Annotated in this window: 12 protein-coding genes and 1 pseudogene; 8 read left to right on the top strand and 5 right to left on the bottom strand. The window is 60.7% G+C overall.

The window, feature by feature from the left end; all coding sequences use genetic code 11:
• Window positions 1-98: 98 nt before the first annotated feature.
• From PMI35_RS24570 to PMI35_RS24585, 4 genes are all read right to left on the bottom strand, one after another.
• Entirely contained in the window at window positions 99-2945 is a 2847-nt protein-coding gene (locus PMI35_RS24570) for a valine--tRNA ligase (protein ID WP_008056612.1), read from the bottom strand.
• Between the two features lie 222 nt (window positions 2946-3167).
• Window positions 3168-3557, bottom strand: a complete 390-nt coding sequence (locus PMI35_RS24575) for a hypothetical protein (RefSeq protein WP_008056611.1) — start codon at window positions 3555-3557, stop codon at window positions 3168-3170.
• Window positions 3558-3565: 8 nt separating this feature from the next.
• Window positions 3566-3994, bottom strand: a complete 429-nt coding sequence (locus PMI35_RS24580; protein WP_008056609.1) for a DNA polymerase III subunit chi — start codon at window positions 3992-3994, stop codon at window positions 3566-3568.
• 60 nt (window positions 3995-4054) lie between these two features.
• Window positions 4055-5545 (bottom strand): leucyl aminopeptidase, encoded by a 1491-nt coding sequence (locus PMI35_RS24585; RefSeq protein ID WP_008056608.1) that lies wholly within the window; start codon window positions 5543-5545, stop codon window positions 4055-4057.
• 308 nt (window positions 5546-5853) lie between these two features.
• Between PMI35_RS24585 and lptF the strand changes: the two genes are divergently transcribed.
• The 8 genes from lptF to pdxJ all read left to right on the top strand — a co-directional run bounded on the left by lptF (window position 5854) and on the right by pdxJ (window position 14271).
• Window positions 5854-6972, top strand: coding sequence for an LPS export ABC transporter permease LptF (lptF, locus tag PMI35_RS24590; RefSeq protein ID WP_008056607.1), 1119 nt, complete (start codon window positions 5854-5856; stop codon window positions 6970-6972).
• Window positions 6965-8026: an LPS export ABC transporter permease LptG gene (gene lptG / locus PMI35_RS24595; protein ID WP_008056605.1), complete on the top strand. Its 1062-nt coding sequence runs from the start codon at window positions 6965-6967 to the stop codon at window positions 8024-8026. Before lptF ends, lptG begins: the two co-directional genes overlap by 8 nt.
• 171 nt (window positions 8027-8197) lie before the next feature.
• On the top strand, window positions 8198-9997 hold the full coding sequence (gene lepA / locus PMI35_RS24600; protein ID WP_008056601.1) for a translation elongation factor 4: 1800 nt from the start codon (window positions 8198-8200) through the stop codon (window positions 9995-9997).
• Window positions 9998-10002: 5 nt separating this feature from the next.
• Window positions 10003-10857 carry a signal peptidase I gene (gene lepB, locus PMI35_RS24605; protein WP_008056599.1) on the top strand — a complete coding sequence of 285 codons (855 nt, stop codon included), beginning with the start codon at window positions 10003-10005 and terminating at the stop codon, window positions 10855-10857.
• A gap of 184 nt (window positions 10858-11041) precedes the next feature.
• Complete coding sequence (gene rnc / locus PMI35_RS24610) at window positions 11042-11731, top strand: ribonuclease III (protein WP_008056598.1); 690 nt, start codon at window positions 11042-11044, stop codon at window positions 11729-11731.
• Complete coding sequence (era, locus tag PMI35_RS24615) at window positions 11724-12626, top strand: GTPase Era (protein WP_008056597.1); 903 nt, start codon at window positions 11724-11726, stop codon at window positions 12624-12626. Before rnc ends, era begins: the two co-directional genes overlap by 8 nt.
• A 165-nt stretch (window positions 12627-12791) precedes the next feature.
• A complete protein-coding gene (gene recO / locus PMI35_RS24620; protein ID WP_008056596.1) occupies window positions 12792-13475 on the top strand; it encodes a DNA repair protein RecO in 684 nt (227 codons plus the stop codon).
• 49 nt (window positions 13476-13524) lie between these two features.
• Entirely contained in the window at window positions 13525-14271 is a 747-nt protein-coding gene (pdxJ, locus tag PMI35_RS24625; protein WP_007973957.1) for a pyridoxine 5'-phosphate synthase, read from the top strand.
• 125 nt (window positions 14272-14396) lie between these two features.
• Here pdxJ and PMI35_RS34575 read toward each other — a convergent pair.
• A pseudogene (locus PMI35_RS34575) lies at window positions 14397-14570 on the bottom strand (membrane-bound lytic murein transglycosylase MltF); the annotation flags it as partial.

Below are 14570 nucleotides of genomic sequence, written 5' to 3'. Positions count from 1 at the left end.
CGCTATCGCGAGCAGGCTCACTCCTACAATGGATGTTGGTGTTTCTGGAATAAAAAAGGGAGGCCACCTGGGCCTCCCTTTCTTATTGCGATCTGCCGTTACAGGCTGGCAATCCGCGCATGCTGCTCGGCCAACTTGCCCAGAGCCTGTTCGGCTTCGGCCAGTTTGGCGCGTTCCTTGTCGATGACTTCGGCTGGCGCCTTGTCAACGAACCCGGCGTTGGACAGCTTGCCGCCGACGCGCTGCACTTCGCCTTGCAGGCGCTGGATTTCCTTGTCCAGACGCGCAAGCTCGGCGCCTTTGTCGATCAAGCCGGCCATTGGCACCAGCACTTCCATCTCGCCGACCAATGCGGTGGCGGACAGCGGTGCTTCTTCACCGGCGGCCAGTACGGTGATCGATTCAAGGCGTGCCAGCTTCTTGAGCAACGCTTCGTTCTCGCTCAGGCGACGCTGATCTTCTGCACTGACGTTTTTCAGGAACAGCGGCAGCGGTTTGCCCGGGCCGATGTTCATTTCGCCACGGATGTTACGCGTGCCGAGCATCAGGCCCTTGAGCCATTCGATGTCGTCTTCGGCGGACTGGTCGATGCGTGCTTCATTGGCCACAGGCCAAGGTTGCAGCATGATCGTCTTGCCTTCGATACCGGCCAGCGGCGCGAGGCGCTGCCAGATTTCTTCGGTAATGAACGGCATGAACGGGTGCGCCAGGCGCAGGGCGACTTCCAGTACGCGTACCAGGGTGCGGCGGGTGCCGCGCTGGCGTTCGACCGGTGCGTTTTCGTCCCACAGCACAGGCTTGGACAGTTCCAGGTACCAGTCGCAATACTGGTTCCAGATGAACTCGTACAAGGCTTGCGCGGCCAGGTCGAAACGGAACTGGTCGAGCTGGCGGGTCACTTCGGCTTCGGTGCGTTGCAGCTGCGAAATGATCCAGCGATCAGCCAGCGAGAGCTCGTAGGCTTCGCCGTTCTGACCACAGTCTTCGCCCTTGTCCAGCACGTAGCGCGCCGCGTTCCAGATCTTGTTGCAGAAGTTGCGATAGCCTTCGACGCGGCCCATGTCGAACTTGATGTCGCGACCGGTGGAGGCCAGCGAGCAGAAAGTGAAGCGCAGGGCGTCGGTGCCGTAGCTGGCGATGCCCTCGGCGAACTCATCGCGGGTCTGCTTCTCGATCTTCTTCGCCAGTTTCGGCTGCATCAGGCCGGAGGTGCGTTTCTGCACCAGCTCTTCCAGCTCGATACCGTCGATGATGTCCAGCGGGTCAAGGACGTTGCCCTTGGACTTGGACATCTTCTGGCCCTGGCCATCACGCACCAGGCCGTGCACGTACACGGTCTTGAACGGCACCTGCGGCGTACCATCCTCGTTCTTGATCAGGTGCATCGTCAGCATGATCATCCGGGCAACCCAGAAGAAAATGATGTCGAAGCCGGTGACCAGCACGTCGGTGGAGTGGAATTTCTTCAGGAACTCGGTCTTTTCCGGCCAGCCGAGCGTGGAGAAGGTCCACAGGCCCGAGCTGAACCAGGTGTCGAGTACGTCGTTGTCCTGTTGCAGCGCGACGTCCGGGCCGAGGTTGTGCTTGGCGCGCACTTCGGCTTCGTCGCGACCGACGTAGACTTTGCCCGACTCGTCGTACCAGGCCGGAATCCGGTGGCCCCACCACAGCTGACGGCTGATGCACCAGTCCTGGATGTCACGCATCCACGAGAAGTACATGTTTTCGTACTGTTTCGGCACGAACTGGATGCGACCGTCTTCGACGGCGGCAATCGCAGGCTCGGCCAACGGCTTGGTGGAAACGTACCACTGGTCGGTCAGCCACGGCTCGATGATGGTGCCGGAGCGGTCGCCTTTCGGCACTTTCAGGGCGTGATCGTCGACGCTGACCAGCAAGCCGGCGGCCTCGAACGCTGCAACGATCTGCTTGCGCGCTTCGAAGCGGTCCAGGCCGGCATATTCAGCCGGGATCTTGCCGTCGATGGTTTCGTTCAAGGTGCCATCGAGGTTGAACGCCTGAACGGCAGGCAGGACGTTGGCGTTCTTGTCGAAGATATTCAGCAGCGGCAGGTTGTGGCGCTTGCCGACTTCGTAGTCATTGAAATCGTGGGCCGGGGTGATTTTCACGCAGCCGGTGCCGAATTCAGGATCGCAGTAATCGTCGGCGATGATCGGGATGCGGCGGCCGACCAGCGGCAGCTCGACAAATTTGCCGATCAGGGCTTTGTAGCGCTCATCGTTCGGGTTAACCGCGACGGCGGAGTCGCCGAGCATGGTTTCCGGACGGGTGGTCGCGACGATCAGGAACGCGTTGCCTTCAGCGGTCTTGGCGCCATCGGCCAGCGGGTACTTGAGGTTCCACAGGAAACCTTTCTCGTCGTGGTTTTCCACTTCAAGGTCGGAAATCGCCGTGTGCAGCTTGGTGTCCCAGTTGACCAGGCGCTTGCCGCGGTAGATCAGGCCGTCTTCGTGCAAGCGTACGAACGCTTCCTTCACGGCTTCCGAGAGGCCGTCGTCCATGGTGAAGCGCTCGCGGCTCCAGTCCACGGACGAGCCGAGGCGGCGGATCTGACGGCTGATGTTGCCGCCGGACTGATCCTTCCATTCCCAGACTTTCTCGAGGAACTTGTCGCGGCCCAGGTCGTGGCGATTCTGGCCCTGGGCTTCGAGTTGACGCTCCACCAGCATTTGCGTGGCGATACCGGCGTGGTCGGTACCCGGTTGCCACAGGGTGTTGCGACCCTGCATGCGGCGGAAACGGATCAGGGCGTCCATGATCGCGTTGTTGAAGCCATGCCCCATGTGCAGGCTGCCGGTGACGTTCGGCGGCGGGATCATGATGGTGTAGGACTCGCCCGCGCCTTGCGGGGCGAAGTAATTCTCTGACTCCCAGGTGTTGTACCAGGAAGTTTCAATGGCGTGCGGCTGGTAGGTCTTATCCATGCGCGGCGGGACCCTATTGGCATTTGTTCAGGAAAAGCCGGCAAGTATAGCGGGGCATGGGGCGCAGGGCGAGCGAGTGCGGACGGCGCGCCTTATTAACGGCGCGGCAGATACCTTGTAGGAGTGAGCCTGCTCGCGATGGCGGTGTGTCAGTCGACTTGAATGGTGACTGGTACACCGCCATCGCGAGCAGGCTCACTCCTACAGGGGGCGGTGTTTGGTTCAGTCGTTGTACTGGCTCAGTAACCGCTCCATCCGTGCACTGAGGCGGCGTTTGATTTCGGTTTCGATGTGCGGCGCGAAGTCGTCGATCACGTCTTGCATGATCAATTGCGCGGCGGCGCGCAGTTCGCTGTCCAGGTAAAGCAACGCGTCGGCGTTCTGGTGGGTGCTCGGCGCGGGCTCGGTAGCGGGCTTGGGCGGTGTCGGTGCGACGGCCGGCGTGGGTTCGCTGACGGTGTCGAACAGCATCGGAATCTGTTCCTGGTCACCTTCTTCAACGGTGTCGGTCAGAAGAGGCGGTTGCAGGTTGTCATCGCCGAGCAATTGGCGGATCGATTCGAGGTCGTCCAACAAGTGCGCGGATTGTTGCAGCGGTTTTGGAGTGTCCATCGGAATGCTCAGAGTCGCTGTAAACGGTGATCTTGCAGAGGATAGCCCTGTTCGCGGTAGAAACGGAAACTCTCCCGCGCAGCTGTACGTATGACCGGATCTTCGACCACCACTTCCGCCACGCGGGCGAAACGCTGGGCAAAGGCCGGCACTTTCAGGTCGAGATTGACCAGCAGGTCCTGATGCTGACCGCAGTCATCGCCAAAGCCCAGCACGATCAGGCTGTCCGGTTCGCTTTCGGCAGGGCCGTGGGGCACGAAGCTTTCGCCCTTGAAGGCCCACAGGCGCGCATCGAGATCGTCACGCTGGGTCGCATCGCTGCAATGCAGATAGACGCGATGGCCCATGCGCCAGGCTTTTTCGGTGAGCTTGCAGGCGAAATCCAGCCGCGCCGAAGGATCGGCGCTGGGCAGGATATAGAAGTCGACTTTGGTCATTGTGGTTCCTGACCCTTGTGCGGCGTCACCCGAAAGTGACGCCGCCCGGGATCATTGGTTTCAGGCTTTGGCGCGGTCCAGCAGGTATTGGGTCAGCAGGGGAACCGGACGGCCAGTGGCGCCCTTGTCCTTGCCGCCGCTGGTCCATGCGGTGCCGGCGATGTCCAGGTGCGCCCAGTTCAGGTTCTTGGTGAAGCGCGACAGGAAGCAGGCCGCCGTGATGGTGCCGGCTTTCGGACCACCGATGTTGGCGATGTCGGCGAACGGGCTGTCCAGCTGCTCCTGGTACTCATCGAACAGCGGCAGTTGCCAGGCGCGGTCGTCGGCCGCCTTGCCGGCGCTCAGCAGTTGGTCGATCAATTGCTCGTTGTTGCCCAGCAGGCCCGAGGTATGGGAGCCCAGTGCAACCACGCAGGCGCCGGTCAGGGTGGCGATGTCGATCACCGCTTGCGGCTTGAAACGCTCGGAGTAGGTCAGGGCGTCGCACAGCACCAGACGGCCTTCGGCGTCGGTGTTGAGGATTTCAACGGTCTGGCCGCTCATGGTGGTGACGATGTCGCCCGGACGCGAAGCATTGCCGCTTGGCATGTTCTCGGCGCAAGCCAGGATGCACACCAGGTTGATCGACAGCTTCAGTTCGAGCACGGCACGCAGGGTGCCGAACACGCTGGCAGCGCCGCCCATGTCGTACTTCATTTCATCCATGCCGGCGCCTGGCTTGAGGCTGATGCCGCCGGTGTCGAAGGTGATGCCCTTGCCGACCAGGGCGTAGGGTTTCTCGGACTTCTTGCCACCGTTGTATTGCATGACGATCAGGCGTGGCGGCTGGGCGCTGCCCTGGCCGACGGCGTAGAACGAGCCCATACCCAGGGCCTTGATCTTTTTCTCGTCGAGGACTTCGACTTTCAGGTCCTTGAATTGCTTGCCCAGGTCTTTGGCTTGCTCGCCGAGGAAAGTCGGGTGGCAGATGTTCGGCGGCAGGTTGCCCAAGTCACGGGTCAGGGCCATGCCGTTGGCAATGGCGGTGGCGTGGGTCACGGCGCGTTGCACTTCAGCCTCGGCAGCCTTGATGGTCACCAGGGTGATTTTCTTCAGGGCGCGCGGCTCGGCTTTCTGGCTCTTGAACTGGTCGAACTGGTACTCGCCATCCACCAGGGTTTCGGCCAGCAGGCGGGTCTTGCCATAGCTGTCGCGGCCCTTGACCACGATTTCGTCCAGGGCCAGCACCGCGTCGCTGCCTCCCAGGCCTTTGAGCGTGTTGAGGATGCCGGTAATGATTTTGCGGAACGGGCGGTCACCCAGTTCTTCGTCCTTGCCCACGCCGACCAGCAATACGCGTTCGGCTTTCAGGTTCGGCAGGCTGTGCAGCAAAAGGCTCTGGCCAACCTTGCCGGCCAGGTCACCGCGCTTGAGTACGGCACTGATGGCGCCAGCGCAGAGTTCGTCGAGCTGTTTGGCAACGGCGCCGAGCTTGCGGCCTTCGCCGACGGCAACTACCAGCGTGGCGGTTTTCAACGTTTGCGGGTTGACGCTTTTTACAACCAGTTCCATGTCCGGGTCCCTGAATTGGTGGTCAATAGGCAAGCGCTCGACAAGGTGCGGGCAGCGCTTGCTTATAAATAGAAAGGCGCCAGGATCGACCGGCGACGAAGGCGGCAGTTTGAACCTCGCCAACGGCGCCTGACAACCCTCGGTTGTACGATCTTCAATGCTTTGACAGTCTGGGTTAAGCATGCGCAGTGACAGGCGCACCCAATCACAGGATAATGCGCCATCTTTTTCGACGGCCCTGCCTTGCGGGCTGTCTGATGTGTTTGCTTGTTTGGCCGCCATAGCCTGACAACCCTGGAGTGTCTGGTTTGATTGTCTTCCGTTATCTATCCCGCGAAGTCCTGTTGACCTTGAGCGCCGTCAGTGCGGTGCTGCTGGTCATCATCATGAGCGGACGCTTCATCAAGTACCTCGCGCAGGCCGCTTCCGGTCAACTGGATCCGGGCTCGCTGTTCCTCATCATGGGTTTTCGCCTGCCGGGGTTCCTGCAGCTGATCCTGCCGCTGGGCCTGTTTCTCGGGATCCTGCTGGCGTACGGTCGCCTGTACCTTGAAAGCGAAATGACCGTGCTGTCGGCCACCGGCATGAGCCAGCAACGCCTGTTTCGCATGACCCTGTTCCCGGCCACCCTGGTTGCACTGCTCGTTGCCTGGTTGAGCCTGAGCCTGGCGCCACAGGGCGCCAATCAGTTCCAGTTGCTGCTGAACAAGCAGGATGCCCTGACCGAGTTCGACACCCTCGAGCCTGGCCGCTTCCAGGCCCTGCGCGATGGCACGCGGGTGACCTATACCGAGCAGCTGTCCGACGACCGCATCAATCTGGCGGGGGTCTTCATTTCGCAAAAGAACATCAGTTCCGACAAGAAGGATCGCGGGATCTCCGTGCTGGTGGCGGAAAAAGGCCGACAGGAAATCCGCCCCGACGGCAACCGCTACCTGATCCTCGATAACGGCTACCGCTATGACGGCAACCCTGGGCAGGCCGATTACCGGGCGATCAAGTACGACGAATACGGCGTGCTGCTGCCCAAACCGGATGTCAGCGACGAAGTGACCGACCGTGACGCCATGACCACGGCTTCCTTGCTGGGCAGCGAAGACATCCGTTCGCGCACCGAACTGCAATGGCGCCTGTCCCTGCCTTTGCTGGTGTTCATCGTCACCTTGATGGCGGTGCCGCTGTCGCGGGTCAACCCGCGCCAGGGACGTTTCCTCAAGCTGTTGCCGGCAATCCTTCTCTATATGGCCTACCTGACTATCCTGATTGCCGCTCGCGGCGCCCTTGAAAAGGGCAAGATCCCGCCAGCGCTGGGCTTGTGGTGGGTGCACGGGATATTCCTGGCCATTGGCCTGGGCCTGCTCTACTGGGAGCCTTTGCGCTTGAAGATGGCGAGTCGCCGCAGCGCGCTGGAGGTGGCCCGTGGTTAAGCTCGATCGCTATATCGGTAGCAGCGTGTTCGTGGCGATCCTGGCGGTTCTGGGGATCATTCTCGGCTTGGCCACGTTGTTCGCGTTCATCGACGAGATGGGCGACGCCAGCGATACCTACACCCTGGTCGACGTCCTGAGCTACGTGTTGCTGACCGCGCCACGCCGGCTCTACGACATGCTGCCGATGGCGGCCCTGATCGGTTGCCTGATCGGTCTCGGCAGCCTGGCCAGCAACAGCGAGCTGACCATCATGCGTGCGGCCGGCGTGTCCATCGGGCGGATCGTCTGGGCAGTCATGAAGCCGATGCTGGTGCTGATGGTGGTGGGGGTGCTGATTGGTGAGTATGTGGCGCCAGCGACTGAAAGCGCCGCCCAGGCCAACCGCTCGCTGGCCCAGGGCAGTGGCGACGCGCAAAGCGCCAAGCACGGCCTGTGGCATCGCCAGGGTGACGAATTCATCCACGTCAACTCCGTGCAACCCAATGGCCTGCTGTATGGCGTGACCCGCTATCACTTCGACAAAGAGCGGCACATGCTGTCGGCGAGCTTCGCCAAGCGTGCCGAGTTCGACAAGGATCACTGGCAGTTGTCCGATGTCACCACCACGGTATTCCACGAAAAGAGCACCGAAGTGGTGGCTGCCCCGGTCGAGCGCTGGGACGTGGCATTGAGCCCGCAATTGCTGAGCACGGTGGTCATGGCACCGGAATCGCTGTCGATCTCGGGGCTGTGGGGCTATATCCACTATCTGGCTGACCAGGGGCTGAACAATGGCCGTTACTGGCTGGCATTTTGGGTCAAGGTGTTGCAGCCGCTGGTCACCGCTGCCCTGGTACTGATGGCAATCTCCTTCATCTTTGGTCCGCTGCGCTCGGTGACCCTCGGTCAGCGGGTGTTTACCGGTGTGCTGGTGGGCTTCACCTTCCGTATTGCCCAGGATCTGCTGGGGCCTTCAAGCCTGGTTTTCGGTTTTTCGCCCCTGTTTGCGGTGCTCGTGCCAGCCAGTGTCTGTGCCCTGGCCGGGCTGTGGTTGTTGCGTCGCGCCGGTTGATGGCGGCCAATTCCTCGCTTCGCTGCTGATAAAAAACGCCCCTGTCGCAAGACTGGGGCGTTTTTGTACGGGCCGTCTGGCCTGCAAACGTGACGCTTGCGCCGTGGATCAGGTACAATTCCCGGCTATTTTTCGGCGGGCTATGCCTGCAGCCTTTTTGAGTGTTGATCCGTGAGTGATTTGAGTCATATCCGCAATTTCTCCATCATCGCCCACATTGACCATGGCAAGTCGACGCTGGCCGATCGCTTCATCCAGATGTGCGGCGGCCTGGCCGAGCGTGAAATGGAAGCCCAGGTACTGGATTCCATGGATCTTGAGCGTGAGCGCGGGATCACCATCAAGGCGCACAGCGTTACGCTGTATTACAAGGCTCGCGATGGTATCAACTACCAGCTGAACTTCATCGACACCCCCGGTCACGTTGACTTCACCTATGAGGTGAGCCGTTCTCTGGCTGCCTGTGAAGGCGCGCTGCTGGTGGTCGATGCCGGTCAGGGTGTTGAAGCGCAGTCGGTTGCCAACTGCTACACGGCCATCGAGCAGGGCCTGGAAGTGATGCCGGTGCTGAACAAGATCGACTTGCCACAGGCCGATCCGGACCGCGTCAAGGAAGAAATCGAGAAAATCATCGGCATCGATGCCACCGACGCGGTCACGTGCTCTGCCAAGACCGGCCTGGGCGTCGATGAAGTGCTTGAGCGCCTGGTCACCACCATTCCTGCACCGACCGGCAACATCGAAGATCCGCTGCAAGCGTTGATCATCGACTCCTGGTTCGACAACTACCTGGGCGTCGTGTCTCTGGTACGCGTGCGCCACGGTCGCGTGAAGAAGGGTGACAAGATCCTGGTCAAGTCCACCGGCAAGGTCCACCTGGTGGACAGCGTCGGTGTGTTCAACCCGAAACACACCGCTACCGTCGACCTGAAGGCCGGTGAAGTAGGCTTCATCATCGCCGGTATCAAGGACATTCACGGTGCGCCCGTGGGTGACACCCTGACTTTGAGCTCGACGCCGGATGTCGATGTACTGCCAGGTTTCAAGCGCATCCAGCCGCAGGTCTACGCCGGCCTGTTCCCGGTCAGCTCCGACGACTTCGAAGACTTCCGTGAGGCCCTGCAAAAGCTCACCCTGAACGATTCGTCGCTGCAGTACACCCCGGAAAGCTCCGACGCCCTGGGCTTCGGCTTCCGTTGCGGGTTCCTCGGCATGCTGCACATGGAAATCATCCAGGAGCGCCTGGAGCGCGAGTATGACCTGGACCTGATTACCACGGCGCCGACGGTAATCTTCGAACTGCTGCTCAAGACCGGTGAGACGATCTACGTCGATAACCCGTCGAAGCTGCCGGACCTGTCTACCATCGAAGACATGCGCGAGCCGATCGTGCGCGCCAACATTCTTGTGCCGCAAGAGCACCTGGGTAACGTCATTACGCTGTGCATCGAGAAACGTGGTGTGCAGGTCGACATGCTGTTCCTTGGCTCCCAGGTACAAGTGACCTACGACTTGCCGATGAACGAAGTGGTCCTGGACTTCTTCGATCGCCTGAAATCCACCAGCCGCGGCTATGCTTCGCTGGATTACCATTTCGATCGTTACCAATCGGCTAGTCTGGTGAAACTGGACGTGCTGATCAACGGCGACAAGGTCGACGCCCTGGCGTTGATCGTGCACCGTGACAATGCGCACTACAAAGGTCGCCAGTTGACCGAGAAGATGAAAGAACTGATTCCGCGGCAGATGTTCGACGTGGCAATCCAGGCCGCCATTGGCGGGCAGATTGTGGCGCGTACAACCGTCAAGGCGCTCAGAAAGAACGTATTGGCCAAATGCTACGGCGGTGACGTAAGCCGTAAGAAAAAGCTGCTGGAAAAGCAAAAGGCCGGTAAAAAACGCATGAAGCAGGTCGGCAACGTGGAAATTCCACAGGAAGCCTTCCTTGCCGTGCTCAGGTTGGATAGCTAGGTCCTATGTCACTAAATTTCCCGCTGTTGCTGGTCATCGCCGTGTTCGTCTGCGGCCTGTTGGCGTTGCTTGATCTGTTGATCCTGGCGCCGCGTCGGCGTGCTGCCATCGCTTCCTATCAGGGCAGCGTCAGCCAGCCTGACGGGGTGGTGGTCGAGAAGCTGAGCAAGGAACCCTTGCTGGTCGAATACGGCAAGTCGTTCTTCCCGGTGTTGTTCATCGTGCTGGTGCTGCGTTCGTTCCTGGTGGAACCGTTCCAGATCCCTTCCGGCTCGATGAAACCGACCCTGGACGTCGGCGACTTCATCCTGGTGAGCAAGTTTTCCTACGGGATTCGCTTGCCGGTGATCGACAAGAAAGTCATCGAAGTCGGTGAGCCGCAGCGTGGCGATGTGATGGTGTTCCGTTATCCGAGCGATCCGAACGTCAACTACATCAAGCGTGTAGTGGGGCTGCCGGGCGATACGGTGCGGTACACCGCTGACAAGCGTCTGTTCGTCAACGGTGAGTCGATTGCCGAAAAGCTGGTCGGCTCCGAGCCGGGCACGCTGGGCAGCGCCGAGCTCTACAAGGAAAAACTCGGTGTCGCCGAGCACCTGATCCGCAAGGAAATGAGCCGTTACCGCGCAGCGCCGGACCGTACATGGACGGTGCCCGCCGGGCACTACTTCATGATGGGCGACAACCGCGACAACTCCAACGACAGTCGCTATTGGGATGATCCAGCCATTCCCAAGGATCTGCTGGGCATGGTTCCCGACAAGAATATCGTCGGCAAGGCCTTCGCGGTCTGGATGAGCTGGCCGGAACCCAAACTCAGTCACCTGCCGAATTTCTCGCGGGTTGGCCTGATCCAGTAATCAGACACGGCGCTGTTGAACACAGCGCCGAATGCATTTCTGGAGTCGGCACAATCGGCGACAGAGGCATGAAAACAACGATATTCAGGACGTTATTTTTGAACACAGCGTTAATTGTCCCAAGCCTGCGCCGACTCCCGGCGATGGCGGTGGAATCCAACCACGAACTCAGCGTGGGTAAACCGTGAGCGTCTCCTTAAGCCGTCTCGAGCGTCAGCTCGGCTACACCTTCAAGGACCAGGAACTGATGGTCCTGGCCCTGACTCACCGCAGTTTTGCCGGGCGTAACAACGAACGCCTGGAATTCCTCGGTGATGCCATCCTCAACTTCGTTGCCGGCGAGGCGTTGTTCGATCGCTTCCCGCTGGCCCGCGAAGGCCAGCTGTCGCGTTTGCGCGCACGCCTGGTCAAAGGTGAGACCCTGGCCGTACTGGCCCGTGGTTTCGATCTGGGCGAATACCTGCGCCTGGGCTCCGGTGAACTGAAAAGCGGCGGTTTCCGTCGCGAGTCGATTCTGGCCGATGCCCTGGAGGCACTGATTGGCGCGATCTACCTGGACGCCGGCATGGAAGTGGCGCGCGAGCGCGTGCTGGCCTGGCTGGCTGGGGAGTTCGAAGGCCTGACGCTGGTCGACACCAACAAAGATCCAAAAACCCGCCTGCAGGAATTCCTGCAGTCCCGTGGTTGCGAGCTGCCGCGTTACGAAGTGGTGGATATCCAGGGTGAACCGCATTGCCGGACGTTCTTCGTCGAATGTGAAATCACCCTTCTGAATGAAAAAAGCCGAGGTCAGGGTGTGAGCCGTCGTATTGCCGAACAGGTAGCGGCCGCCGCAGCACTGATTGCCCTGGGTGTGGAGAATGGCAATGACTGATACAAACGCAACGCGCTGTGGCTATGTTGCCATCGTCGGCCGTCCGAACGTGGGCAAGTCCACGCTGCTCAACCACATCCTCGGCCAGAAGCTGGCGATCACCTCGCGCAAGCCGCAAACCACCCGTCACAACATGCTCGGCATCAAGACCGAGGGTGATGTACAGGCGATCTACGTCGATACGCCCGGTATGCACAAGGGCGGCGAAAAGGCGTTGAACCGCTACATGAACAAGACCGCTTCGGCGGCGTTGAAAGACGTCGACGTGGTGATCTTCGTGGTCGACCGTACCAAGTGGACCGACGAAGACCAGATGGTCCTCGAGCGCGTGCAATACGTGACCGGTCCGCTGATCGTGGCGCTGAACAAGACCGATCGTATCGAGGACAAGGCCGAGCTGATGCCGCACCTGTCCTGGTTGCAGGAACAGCTGCCGAACGCACAGATCATCCCGATTTCCGCGCAGCACGGGCACAACCTCGATGCGCTGGAGCGGGTGATCGCTGACCATCTGCCGGAAAACGATCACTTCTTCCCGGAAGACCAGATCACCGACCGCAGCAGCCGTTTCCTCGCCGCCGAGCTGGTACGCGAGAAAATCATGCGCCAGATGGGCGCCGAGCTGCCGTACCAGATCACCGTCGAAATCGAAGAGTTCAAGCAGCAGGGCAAGACCCTGCACATCCATGCCTTGATCCTCGTCGAGCGTGATGGCCAGAAGAAGATCATCATTGGCGACAAGGGCGAGCGTATCAAGCGCATCGGCACAGAAGCGCGCAAGGACATGGAGCTGTTGTTCGACTCCAAGATCATGCTCAACCTGTGGGTCAAGGTGAAGGGCGGCTGGTCCGACGACGAACGCGCCTTGCGTTCGCTGGGTTACGGCGACCTGTAAACCCGGTTTGCGCTGCACCGTATAACCTTGTGGGAGCGGGCTTGCCCGCGATGAGGATGTAATATTCAGCAGAGATGTTGAATGTGAATCCGCCATCGCGGGCAAGCCCGCTCCCACAGTGGTTTTGGGTGGTCAGTAAAATCGCGATCCATCATTGAGAGCTCCATGTCCCAACCCATCCCGCAACCCGCCTACGTCCTGCATTCCCGAGCCTACCGCGAAAACAGCGCCCTGGTGGACTTCCTCACGCCGCAAGGGCGGCTGCGGGCGGTGTTGCGCAGTGCGCGGGGCAAGGCCGGGACGCTGGCGCGGCCGTTCGTGCCGCTGGAGGTCGAATTTCGCGGGCGGGGCGAGCTGAAGAATGTCGGACGCATGGAAGGTGCCGGCATCGCTACCTGGCTCAGCGGCGAGGCACTGTTCAGCGGTCTTTATCTGAATGAACTGTTGATTCGCCTGTTGCCCGCCGAAGACCCTTTCCCTTCGGTGTTCGATCACTATGCCGCGACCTTGCTCGCCCTGGCCGAAGGTCGGGCGCTGGAGCCGCTGCTGCGTTCGTTCGAATGGCGCTTGCTGGATGACCTGGGCTACGGCTTTTCATTGACGGCCGATATCCACGACGAACCCATTGCACCAGACGGTCTATACCGTCTGCAGGTGGACGCGGGACTGGAGCGGGTCTATCTGCTGCAGCCGGGGTTGTTCAGCGGCGCCGAACTGCTGGCCATGGCTGAAACCGACTGGAGTGCGCCGGGTGCGTTGTCCGCGGCCAAGCGTTTGATGCGCCAGGCATTGGCCGTTCACTTGGGCGGTCGTCCCCTGGTCAGTCGCGAGCTGTTTCGCAAGCCGTAGTCTCCCCGTATGCTGTGCACCGAACTTTTCCTTATTCTGGAGCGCTTCCGTGACCACCAGCACCCGCATTCTTCTTGGCGTGAACATCGACCACGTTGCCACCCTGCGTCAGGCCCGGGGCACACGCTACCCGGATCCGGTCAAGGCAGCACTGGATGCGGAAGAGGCGGGCGCGGACGGCATCACCGTGCACCTGCGCGAAGACCGCCGACACATCCAGGAGCGCGACGTGCTGGTGCTCAAGGACGTTCTGCAAACCCGCATGAACTTCGAAATGGGCATCACCGAGGAAATGATGCAGTTCGCCGAGCGCATCCGCCCGGCGCACATCTGCCTGGTGCCGGAAACCCGTCAGGAGCTGACGACCGAAGGTGGGCTGGACGTGGCAGGGCAGGAGGCGCGGATCAAGGCCGCCGTGGAGCGCCTGTCGAAGATCGGCTCTGAAGTGTCGCTGTTCATCGACGCCGACGAACGGCAGATCGAAGCCTCACGCCGTGTGGGTGCACCGGCGATCGAATTGCACACCGGTCGTTATGCCGATGCCGAGACGCCGACCGAAGTGGCTGAAGAGCTCAAGCGCGTCGCCGACGGCGTAGCGTTCGGCCTGGCTCAAGGCCTGATCGTCAATGCCGGCCACGGTCTGCACTATCACAACGTCGAGGCGGTGGCCGCGATCAAGGGCATCAACGAACTGAACATCGGCCACGCGCTGGTGGCCCACGCGCTGTTCGTGGGGTTCAAGTCGGCTGTTTCGGAGATGAAGGCGCTGATTCTGGCGGCTGCCGCCAAGGCCTAAGATCCAATACAAAACCCTGTAGGAGTGAGCCTGCTCGCGATAGCGGAGTGTCAGCCAGCAGAAATGTTGAGTGATAAACCGCTATCGCGAGCAGGCTCACTCCCACATTTGATGGGTGGTGGCGATTAGAGCGGGGCAGGTTCCTGGGCCGGCTTGCTCTTGTCGATCCCCGGCACGTGCAATTTGCCCTCGGCCACCTGTTCGCCCTCAAGCTGTGGCTGCGTCACCCAGGTCAGGATGTCGTAGTAGCGACGGATGTTCGCCACGAAATGCACCGGCTCCCCCCCACGGGCGTAGCC

Origin of the sequence: Pseudomonas sp. GM78 (assembly GCF_000282475.1) — a bacterium.
In the GTDB taxonomy this organism is placed as follows: Bacteria; Pseudomonadota; Gammaproteobacteria; order Pseudomonadales; family Pseudomonadaceae; genus Aquipseudomonas.
Note: the sequence above shows the minus strand (reverse complement) of the source record. Positions and strands in the feature narration are given on the sequence as shown.